The 9,611-nt window shown below is 68.8% G+C and carries 9 protein-coding genes; all 9 read left to right on the top strand.

Annotation, left to right across the window (positions count from 1 at the left end; translation table 11 throughout):
• The first annotated feature begins 220 nt into the window (after positions 1 to 220).
• The 9 genes from ACZ6YV_RS03390 (at position 221) to ACZ6YV_RS03350 (ending at position 9,565) form a co-directional block, all read left to right on the top strand.
• Positions 221 to 700: a YqeB family protein gene (locus ACZ6YV_RS03390; protein WP_465508104.1), complete on the top strand. Its 480-nt coding sequence runs from the start codon at positions 221 to 223 to the stop codon at positions 698 to 700.
• The gene (locus ACZ6YV_RS03385; RefSeq protein ID WP_465508103.1) at positions 697 to 1,353 is read left to right on the top strand and encodes a TetR/AcrR family transcriptional regulator; all 657 of its coding nucleotides are present in this window, start codon (positions 697 to 699) and stop codon (positions 1,351 to 1,353) included. Before ACZ6YV_RS03390 ends, ACZ6YV_RS03385 begins: the two co-directional genes overlap by 4 nt.
• Before the next feature lie 33 nt (positions 1,354 to 1,386).
• A complete protein-coding gene (gene grpE, locus ACZ6YV_RS03380) occupies positions 1,387 to 1,890 on the top strand; it encodes a nucleotide exchange factor GrpE (RefSeq protein ID WP_465508102.1) in 504 nt (167 codons plus the stop codon).
• Positions 1,887 to 3,722, top strand: coding sequence for a dynamin family protein (locus tag ACZ6YV_RS03375; protein WP_465508101.1), 1,836 nt, complete (start codon positions 1,887 to 1,889; stop codon positions 3,720 to 3,722). Before grpE ends, ACZ6YV_RS03375 begins: the two co-directional genes overlap by 4 nt.
• 91 nt (positions 3,723 to 3,813) lie before the next feature.
• On the top strand, positions 3,814 to 4,533 hold the full coding sequence (locus ACZ6YV_RS03370; RefSeq protein WP_465508100.1) for a DUF6802 family protein: 720 nt from the start codon (positions 3,814 to 3,816) through the stop codon (positions 4,531 to 4,533).
• A 407-nt stretch (positions 4,534 to 4,940) separates the two neighbouring features.
• Positions 4,941 to 6,764: a phosphoenolpyruvate carboxykinase (GTP) gene (locus tag ACZ6YV_RS03365; protein WP_465508099.1), complete on the top strand. Its 1,824-nt coding sequence runs from the start codon at positions 4,941 to 4,943 to the stop codon at positions 6,762 to 6,764.
• A gap of 85 nt (positions 6,765 to 6,849) precedes the next feature.
• On the top strand, positions 6,850 to 7,722 hold the full coding sequence (locus ACZ6YV_RS03360; protein WP_465508098.1) for an LLM class F420-dependent oxidoreductase: 873 nt from the start codon (positions 6,850 to 6,852) through the stop codon (positions 7,720 to 7,722).
• A complete protein-coding gene (locus tag ACZ6YV_RS03355; protein ID WP_465508097.1) occupies positions 7,719 to 8,324 on the top strand; it encodes an ABC transporter ATP-binding protein in 606 nt (201 codons plus the stop codon). The genes ACZ6YV_RS03360 and ACZ6YV_RS03355 overlap by 4 nt, the downstream gene beginning before the upstream one ends.
• On the top strand, positions 8,318 to 9,565 hold the full coding sequence (locus tag ACZ6YV_RS03350) for a DUF6297 family protein (RefSeq protein ID WP_465508096.1): 1,248 nt from the start codon (positions 8,318 to 8,320) through the stop codon (positions 9,563 to 9,565). The genes ACZ6YV_RS03355 and ACZ6YV_RS03350 overlap by 7 nt, the downstream gene beginning before the upstream one ends.
• The last annotated feature ends 46 nt before the right edge of the window (positions 9,566 to 9,611 follow it).

Genomic DNA, 9,611 nt, shown 5'->3' with positions numbered 1-9,611 from the left:
CCAAACCCACCCCCCCCCCCCCCCCCCCCCCCCCCCCCCCCCCCCCCCCCCCCGCGCGCCTCCGTCCCCCCCCCCACCCAAAAAAAACAAACCCCCCCCCCCCCCCCCCCCCACCACCTGGACCGGCCCGCCACCCGCGCTTCCCCTTCCCCAGGTCCCGCATACCCCTTCAGCACCCCCAGGATTGATAAACCGAGCGCTCGGTCTAATAATGGACCCCATGGAAACGATCGTCGACGAGCCCCAGTGGCTGCGCACGGCCTCCTGGCTCGGCTGCCCGCTCGCGGGCGCCGCGCTCGGCTGGTTCCTCCAGTCGATCTCGGGCTGGGTGGCCTCCCTGAGCTGGGTCCCGTTCAAGGGGCCGTTCCAGCTCTTCTCCGACATCCCCCAGCCCTGGGGCACGATCGCCGGACTCGGCGCCGGCCTGGTCCTCGGCCTGCTGTTCGCCGCGGTCTGGGCGCACGAGCGGCTCATCGTCAAGGTGACCTCGACCCGCATCACGCTGACCGCCAAGGGCCGCAGCCGCGCCTACGAAGCCAAGCTCCAAGCCGTCTTCCTCGACGGCAAGGAACTCGTCCTGCTCGCCGCCGACGGCCGGGAGCTGGCGCGGGAGAAGGGCGACGTCGACCGCGAAGCCGTCGCCAAGGCCTTCGTGGAGCACGGCTACCCGTGGCACACCGAGCCACCGGCGGTGAAATGAGGACGGTCGACCCGGCCAAACACGAGGCGAAGCGCCGCGCGATCCTCGACGCCGCCGCCTGGTGTTTCTCGGAGAAGGGCTTCGAGAAGACCACGACGGCGGAGATCTGCCGGACCGCGGGGATCAGCACCGGCAGCCTGTTCCACTACTTCCCGAACAAGCGCGCGGTGTTCGTCGGCATCTTCGAGCAGGACGGCGACGAGACCACGGCCCTGATCGCGGCCGCCCGCGAGCTCGAAGACCCGTGGGAGGCGATCCTCCACGTCCTCTTCCAGGTCTCCGAACAGCTCCTTCAGCCTGTCGCGGCCAAGCTCGTCCTCGAAGTCGCCGCGCAGTGCGCCCGCGACGCCGAACTGGCCGGACTCGTCCAGGGCAACGACCGGATCCTGCGCGACGGTCTGGTCGGCCTCGTGGCCCGGGCGGTGGACGCTGGCCGGATCGATCCCGGCCTCGACCCGAAGACGGTGGCCAGCTGGCTCGTCGCGCTGGTCGACGCGCCGCTCTCTCGCGTGATTCTGGAGCCGGACCTCGATCCGACGGCGGAACTCGCGGTGATGAAGGTGCTCATCACCAGATTCCTTCGCCCCGTTCTGCCGATTTCGCCCCCGGCGGGCGGGCGGGTGTCCGACACTGGTGAAATCTCTCCGGGCTGATCGGTAAGCCCGGGACACCAGTAACGGGGGTCGATGCGGGTGGGAGCCTGGCTGCGCAAGAAGGCGGTCGACGAGGAGAACCCGGACGATGTGCCGACCGGCCAGATCTCGGCCGTGAGCATCGCGGCGATCATCGCCGAGGCGGACGGCGGGACTTCGCCGTCCGAGGGAACCGAGGTCGTCGAAGCCACGTCGAAGACCGATGTGGAGTCCACGACCACGGGTCCGGCCGACCTCGAACAGGCTCTCGCCGACAGGCAGGCGCTGATCCAGCTCTGCCTGTACGCCCTCGACCGCGCCCGCAGCGGCGGTGTCGTCGAGCGGCTCGAACACGGTCTCGCCGGGCTCGGCGTCCGTGCCCTGCGCCCGGACGGCGAGCGGTTCGACCCGGCCGTGCACGAGGCGGGCGGCGCTGTCCCGACCGAAGACCCGGCACTCGAAGGGCTCGTCGCGGAGACCGAGGTCGTCGGCTTCGCCGATCACGACCGGGTCCTGCGCGCGCCGATCGTCATCGTCTACGCGAAGAAGGCCCAGTGACCGCTCCGAGCGCGTCGGCCAACCTGCCCGCGGTCGTGAAGAGCACGCGCGAACAGCTGCTCACCGTCGTCCGCGAAGCCGATCCTCAGGCCGCGAAATGGGTCGAGGACATCCGGAAGGCGCGGCCGAAGAAGCCGTCGGTCGTGGTGGTCGGCGAGACCAACCGCGGCAAGAGTTCCCTCGTGAACGCGCTCCTTTCCATGCCGGGACTGTCCCCTGTGGACGCCGACGTCGCCACGGCGACGTACCTCGTCTTCGAGCACGCCGCGCAGTGGTCGGCGCAGGCCTGCTACCCCGGCCAGCTCGCGCCGGTGCCGATCAACCTCAACGACCTGATCCACTGGGTCTCGGCCGCGCACGAACTGCCGGAAGGGCAGATCCCGCCGCGCTACGTCGAGGTCTCCGGCCCGGTCCCGCTGCTCGAACGCGTGTCCCTTGTGGACACCCCGGGCGTCGGCGGACTCGACTCGATGCACGGCGAACTGGCGAAGGAGGCGGCCGCCGGCGCCACCGCGCTGCTGTTCGTCGTCGACGCTTCCTCTCCCTTCACCGCGCCGGAACTGCAGTTCCTGCACGACATGGGTGAGCGCGTCGAAACCGTGCTGTTCGCGCTGACCAAGACCGACCAGTTCCGCGGTTGGCGCGAGGTCCTCGAAGCCGACCGGCGGCTGCTCGCCGAGCACGCGCCCCGGTTCGCCGACGCGGTGTTCCACCCGGTGTCCGCGCGCATGTTCGAGACGGCGGCCAAGGCCCCGAACGAGCAGATGGCCATGATGCTGCGCGAGAAGGCCGGGATCGCCGCGCTGCAAGGCGCGCTGCAGGAGATGCTGGTCGGCCGCTCGGCGATGCTGGGCGAGGCCAACACCCTGCGCGCGCTGTCGAGCGCGCTCGCCGAGCTCAAGGCGAAGGCGCAGGCGGAAAGCCGCGCGCTGTCCGCCGGCGAGGCCGAAGCGGAACAGCTGCGCCAGCGCCGCGACGACCTGAGTACCGAACGCCGCTCGTCGACGCGGGGCTGGCAGCTGAAGCTGCGCGCGGAGATCCAGCGGACCCGGGTCGAGGTCGGACACGAGACCAGCAGGCAGATGCGCGACGCGTCGACCCATTTCCGGCAGCGGATCGACGGCTCGAAGCGCGACGACCTCGCCGCGCTGCCCCAGCAGGTCGACATCGCGCTGCAGACGACGTCGCAGCGGATCTCGATGCTGCTCTCCCAGCGGCTCAACCAGGTCACCAACGTCGCCCTCGCGGAGCTGTTCTCGGCCGAAGAGCTCGCCATCATCCGCGGCCAGTTCGCCAGGGCGGGCGGCCCGCCGGTCGTCCTGCGCCCGCCGGACAAGAAGCCGCCGACGGCCGAGGACAAACTGCTCATCTTCATGGGTGTTTCCGGCGGCCTCGGTGCCGGGAAGGTCGCCGCGCTGCCGCTGGCGGGCGTCGCGATCCTGAACCCGGTGATCCTGCCCGCCACGATCATCATCGGCCTCGGCGCCGGCTGGTGGATGGCGCGGACCCGCAAACACGCCTCGGACAAGCAGCACATGAAGCAGTGGCTGGTCGAGGCGATCGCCGACGCGCGGTCCACCTTGGACCAGCTCGTCGCGGAGCAGCTGATCGAGGCCGAACAGCAGCTGTCGATGGCGCTCGACGAAGCCCTCGGCCGCCGCATCGACGCGATCGAGGCGGAGCTGAAGGAAGTCGACAAGACGATCAAGATGGGCGCGCAGGAACGGGCGAAGAAGATCTCTGTCGTCGCGAAGCGCCTGAAGGACGTCTCCGACGGTCGTGACCGCGCCGAAGCGCTCCTGGGTCGTATCCGGTCCCTGCGCGACGCCTGACCTGGGTGGTCCTGTTGTGGACCGGAACCGAACGGGCCTACGGTGAGTCATAGGCTTCGACACACCAGCAGGTCAACGAGGGGGTCATCCCATGTGGGTCGACGAGAGCGGCGGCACGGACACCGAGGCGGGCTCCACGGAGGCGGTCACGGTCCACGTTGACGGCGAGGAGTACCAGGCCGAGCTCAACTACGACCTCGACAAGGACGGCGTCAACGACGCCGCGGTCATCCAGCACGAAGACGGCACCGGCCAGGCGTTCGTCGACACCGACGGCGACGGCGAGGCCGATCAGTACGCGGTGCTCGACGAGAACGGCAAGGTCGTCCAGGAGGCCGTCTACGACGAGGCCTCCGGCGCCTGGGTCGAAGCGGGCGGCGGCAACGACGACGGTTCCGACGCGGGCACCAGCGGCACCATGCACGCCGACATGCCCAGCGGCGACGTCGAGGTCGGTCCGCCGACCATCGACACGAACGGTGACGGAACCCCGGACACCGCCGTCATCCAGACCGAGGACGGCCGCACGATCGCCTTCACCGACAAGGACGGCGACGGCAAGGCCGACATCGCGGTGGAGACCGACGCCTCCGGCAACTCCAAGACCTACGAGCACACCGGACCCGGCCAGTGGACCGAGACCGGCAGCGGCGTGGTCAATGAGGACATCGGCTCGGCCTTCGCGAGCACTCCGGCGGCCGTCGAGGGCGACCCGGCGGGCGACGCGGCCTGGGGTGGCGCGGGCACGGAAACACTCGAAGGAGTGGCGAAGATCGATTCCGCCACCGGCCAGTGGATCAGCCCCAACTAAATCCTGAAATGGACTAAACCAATAGAAGAATGGTTTAGTCCATTTCGATAGGCCAATTCGTGTAATCCTGGTCACAGAACGGCCCGGTACGAGACCTCGTACCGGGCTTTCTCGTGTCCGATTCGCCCTCCGGCCGCCCCGCTGTTGTGCCTTCGATCACCGGAAGAATTTCCGCCTATGGCCCATTCCGGTGATACTGAATCGATTCCCTTATCGTTCTTGTGAGAGAACCGACAGGTCAGCTCTCGGTTACCTGCCGGTCATCCGGCTACTCTCGGGGAATCCCAAAACCCGCACACCGGTCTTCCCGCCGGTGTGCGAAGCCATTCGGTCGCCGGCACTGAAGCCCGCATCGGAACAGCGTCGTTCCCGATGTGGGCTTCTGCCGTCGGAAGTCAGGAGTAGAGATGACCGCAGTCGCCATCCCCGGACTGGAAAAAGCGCCGACGACGCACAGCGGCGTGCTGTCCTGGGTCCGGGAGGTCGCCGAACTGACCACCCCGGACCGCGTGGTGTGGGTCGACGGGTCCGACGAAGAGGCCGCGCGTATCAACGCCGAGCTCGTCTCCGCCGGCACGTTCGTGCAGCTCGACGCGAAGCCCAACTCGTACTGGGCCGCCTCCGACCCGAATGACGTCGCCCGCGTCGAAGAGCGCACCTTCATCTGTTCGGACAACGAAGAAGACGCCGGTCCCACCAACAACTGGATGGACCCGGCCGAGATGAAGGCCACGATGACCGAGCTGTACCGCGGGTGCATGCGCGGTCGCACGATGTACGTGATCCCCTTCTGCATGGGCCCCCTCGGAGCCGAGGACCCCAAGCTCGGCATCGAGATCACCGACTTCGCCTACGTCGTCGCGTCCATGCGAGTGATGACCCGCGCCGGCAAGGCCGCGCTGGACAAGTTCGTCACCGAGGACGGCACCGAGCGCTCGTTCGTTCCCGCCCTGCACTCCGTCGGCGCGCCGCTGGAGCCGGGTCAGCAGGACGTCTCCTGGCCGTGCAACACCACCAAGTACATCTCGCACTTCCCCGAGAGCCGCGAGATCTGGAGCTACGGCTCCGGCTACGGCGGCAACTCGCTGCTGGGCAAGAAGTGCTACTCGCTGCGCATCGGCTCGGTCATCGCCCGCGACGAGGGCTGGCTGGCCGAGCACATGCTGATCCTCAAGCTGATCTCCCCCGAGGACAAGGTCCACTACGTCGCGGCCGCGTTCCCGAGCGCCTGCGGCAAGACCAACCTCGCCATGCTGCAGCCGACCATCCCCGGCTGGCGTGCCGAGACCCTCGGTGACGACATCGCCTGGATGCGGTTCGGCGAGGACGGCCGCCTGTACGCGGTGAACCCCGAGTTCGGCTTCTTCGGCGTCGCGCCGGGCACCGACTGGCACACCAACCCCAACGCGATGCGCACCATCGAAAAGGGCAACACGGTCTACACGAACGTCGCGCTCACCGACGACGGCGACGTCTGGTGGGAGGGCATGGGCGAGAAGCCCGCGCACGCCACCTCCTGGAAGAAGCAGGAGTGGACGCCGGAGTCGGAAGAGAAGGCCGCGCACCCGAACTCGCGCTACTGCACGCCGATGTCGCAGTGCCCGATCCTCGCGCCCGAGTGGGACGACCCGCAGGGCGTGCCGATCTCGGCGATCCTGTTCGGCGGCCGCCGCAAGACCACGGTCCCGCTGGTGAACGAGGCCCGCGACTGGCAGCACGGCGTGTTCATGGGCGCCACCATGTCGTCGGAGACCACCGCGGCCGCCGCCGGCGCGGTCGGCAACGTGCGCCGCGACCCGATGGCCATGCTGCCGTTCCTCGGATACCACGCCGGTGACTACTTCAAGCACTGGCTGGACCTCGGCAAGAACGCCGACGCGGACAAGCTGCCGAAGATCTTCTACGTCAACTGGTTCCGCCGCGGCGACGACGGCCGCTTCCTGTGGCCGGGATTCGGCGAGAACTCGCGGATCCTGAAGTGGGTCATCGAGCGCGTCGAGGGCAAGGGCAACGCGAACGAGACCCCGGTCGGTTTCGTGCCGTCCGCCGAGGACCTCCACACCGAGGGCCTCAAGGAGCCGCTGGCCGACATCCAGGCCGCGCTGGACGTCTCCGCCGACGAGTGGCGCAAGGAACTGCCGCTGATCGAGGAGTGGTTCGAGAAGATCGGCGACAAGGTCCCGTCGTCGCTCCGTGACGAGCTCGACGCGTTGAAGCAGCGCCTCGGCTGATAAACCGAACGCCGGAGTAGGCCTCATCCCCAGGGTCGTTCCTGGGGATGAGGCCTACTTCTTTCGCGCTGAGTACCGTGGGCGCATGGTCAAATTCGGCGTCAACATGGTCGTCCCGGAGACTCGCGCGGCTTGGGTCGACAAATGCCGCAAGGCCGAGGACCTCGGGTTCGACGTGATCGGCGCGGCCGACCATCTCGGTATGGCACCGCCGTTCCCGGCGCTCGTGCTGGCCGCCGAAGTGACGAGCCGTCCGCGGCTCAACACCTTCGTCATCAACACCGCCTTCTACAACCCGGTGCTGCTGGCCCGCGACGTCACCGGTACGGACCAGTTCACCGAAGGCAGGCTGGAACTCGGCCTGGGAGCCGGTTACGTGAAGGCCGAATTCGAAGCGGCGGGGATGGAGTTCCCCCGCGCCGGAAAGCGCGTCGACCATCTCGAAAACACCATCAAAGAACTCAACCGGCTTTATGCCGACGAAAAACACAAACCGCCCACGGTGCAGAAACCGGGCCCACCGCTGATGATCGCCGGTCGCGGTGACAGGCTGCTCACGCTCGCCGCCGAACACGCCGACATCATCGGGTTCACCGGCACGGCGGCCGTGCCCGACGGGAGCCCGCTCGCCGTCGACGACGCGGCCGGAATCGAGGAGCGGGTGAACTTCGTCCGCGGGAAACTGAACGGCCGCGACGCCGAATTCAATATCCTCCCGCATTTCATCGCCGTGGTCGAAGACCGGCAAGAGGGGCTGGAGAACCTGCGGGATCTGCTCGACGGCGCGCTGACCGTGGCGCAGCTCGCCGAATTGCCGACCGCGCTCGTCGGTACGCACGAGCAGATCGCCGAACAGATCCTGGCGCATCGCGAGCGGTTCGGCTTCGGCTATTTCACCGTGCTGGAGCACAACATGGACGCGTTCGCGCCGGTCATCGAGTTGTTGCGCGACAAATGATCGACGTACGCGGGCTCGGCGTCCAGGCCGGGGAGAACTGGTTGTTCGACGGTCTCGATTTCGAGGTCGAGGCGGGCGAATGCGCGGTAATCGTCGGCCCGAACGGGGTCGGGAAATCGACCCTGCTGCGGTGCCTGTACGGAACGCAGGCCCCGCAGCGGGGCCGGGTCGTCGTCGCGGGCGGAAAGCCCGACGAACGTGACGTTTCCTTTCGCCGCAAGGTCTCCGTCCTGTTCGACGATTCCGACTTCTTCGCCGAACTGACCCCGCTCCAGCATCTCGAACTGCTGGAGGGCTCGTTCGGCGCCGATCTCGGTGATTTCGACGCGCTTCTGTCGGACGCGGGCCTGTCCGAACGCGCGAAGGTCACCGCGGGCAAGTTCTCGGCGGGGCAGCGCCGTCGCCTGCTGCTCCTCGGCGCGACGGCGCGGCCGCACGACGTGCTGCTGCTCGACGAGCCGGAAAGGGCGCTCGACGTCGCCGGGAAGGAATGGCTGACGTCGCTGATCGCGCGGTCGACAGCCGCCGGGGCGGCCGTCGTCGTGGCCACGCACCATCCACCGCTGCTCGAAGCGGCCGACTCGACCCTCGAGTTGTGGTGAGCACGAAAGCCCCCACGCACGTCCCGGGGCGACAGCGGTTCGGCGGGCTGCTCAACGGGGATTACCAGACCTTCCTGGCACTGTTCGGGTTCGGCGCGCTCTTCACCGCGTTCGAAAACCTCCCGAAGCTGCGCTCTATCCTTTTCGGACTGTCCGCTGTGGACTTCTCGGCGGTGTTCGGTCTGCTGATCGTGCTGTGCGCGATGTTCTGGCGCAGCCTGCTGCGCCGCGGCTTCGTCTGGGCCGAACCGGCGACGCTGACGTGGATGGACTTCGCCAGCGTCGACAGGCGCCGTGTCGTCGTGAAGCGGATGTGGACGCTCTGGTTCGGGCTGGTCGTGGTGGTCGGCTACACCGGGGCGCTGGTCACCGCGATCGGCGGCGGGTCGCGGGACGTGTGGATCGCGATGTCGGCGTTGACCGCCGCCGGGGCGATCCTGGCCGCCGTCACCGCGCGGCGGACGGCGATCCGCGGGGAGACCGCGGGGCCGGTCGTGCTCGCGCTGGCCGGTCTGGCGGTGGCCGCCGCGGGGCTGGGCCCGATCGCGGTCGAGGTGCTGGCCGGTGCGCTGTTCCTCGTCGCGGTGGCGGTGGCCTTCGGCGGCGAGCCGATGTCCGGGGTCGGGCGCCAGGAGCTCGTCGACGGGTGGAACGCGCGGCTCCTGCGGGCGATGGCCGCGGTCTTCATGGACCCGATGCTGCTGATCCCGGAATCGAAGCCGGTGCCGTGGCTGTCGCTGCGGCGTCCGACGACGCTGCGGCTGGCGTGGGCCGGGGTGCTCGGCCGACGGCGTTACGCGGCGGCCAGCGTGGTCATCGCGTGCCTGGCCGGTCTCGGGCATCTGGCTTTCCCCGCTGTCCCGGTGGGGCCGCTCTTCGCGTTCGGCGCGTACGCGGCGCTCGTGCCGTTCGTCGGCGGGCTCGGCGAGCTGTGGCGCAACCCTGGCCGCAGGCGGTGGCTCGGGGCGTCCGATTGGGAGTTGCGGCTGGTCAACGGCCTCGTGATCGCGGTGCTCGGGCTCGGGTGGGGGGTGCTGCTCGGCCTGGTGACGCTGACGCTCGGGGTGTCTCCGGCCTGGCCGGTGTGGCTCGCTATCCCGCTCGCCATCGTCGCCGCGCTGCGGACGGCGACCCGGCCGCCGATGAACTACGACGTCAGCGGCGGTGGGGCTGCGCTGCAGGTCATGCGCGGTGTCGACGTGCTGATGGTCGGCTCCGTCTTGCTCAGCGTGATCGGCTGAGGTCACCCGTTCCCGCGTTCGGATCATTCGGATACTCCGAACGCGG

This window comes from Amycolatopsis sp. NPDC102522, assembly GCF_055584485.1.
Note: the sequence above shows the minus strand (reverse complement) of the source record. Positions and strands in the feature narration are given on the sequence as shown.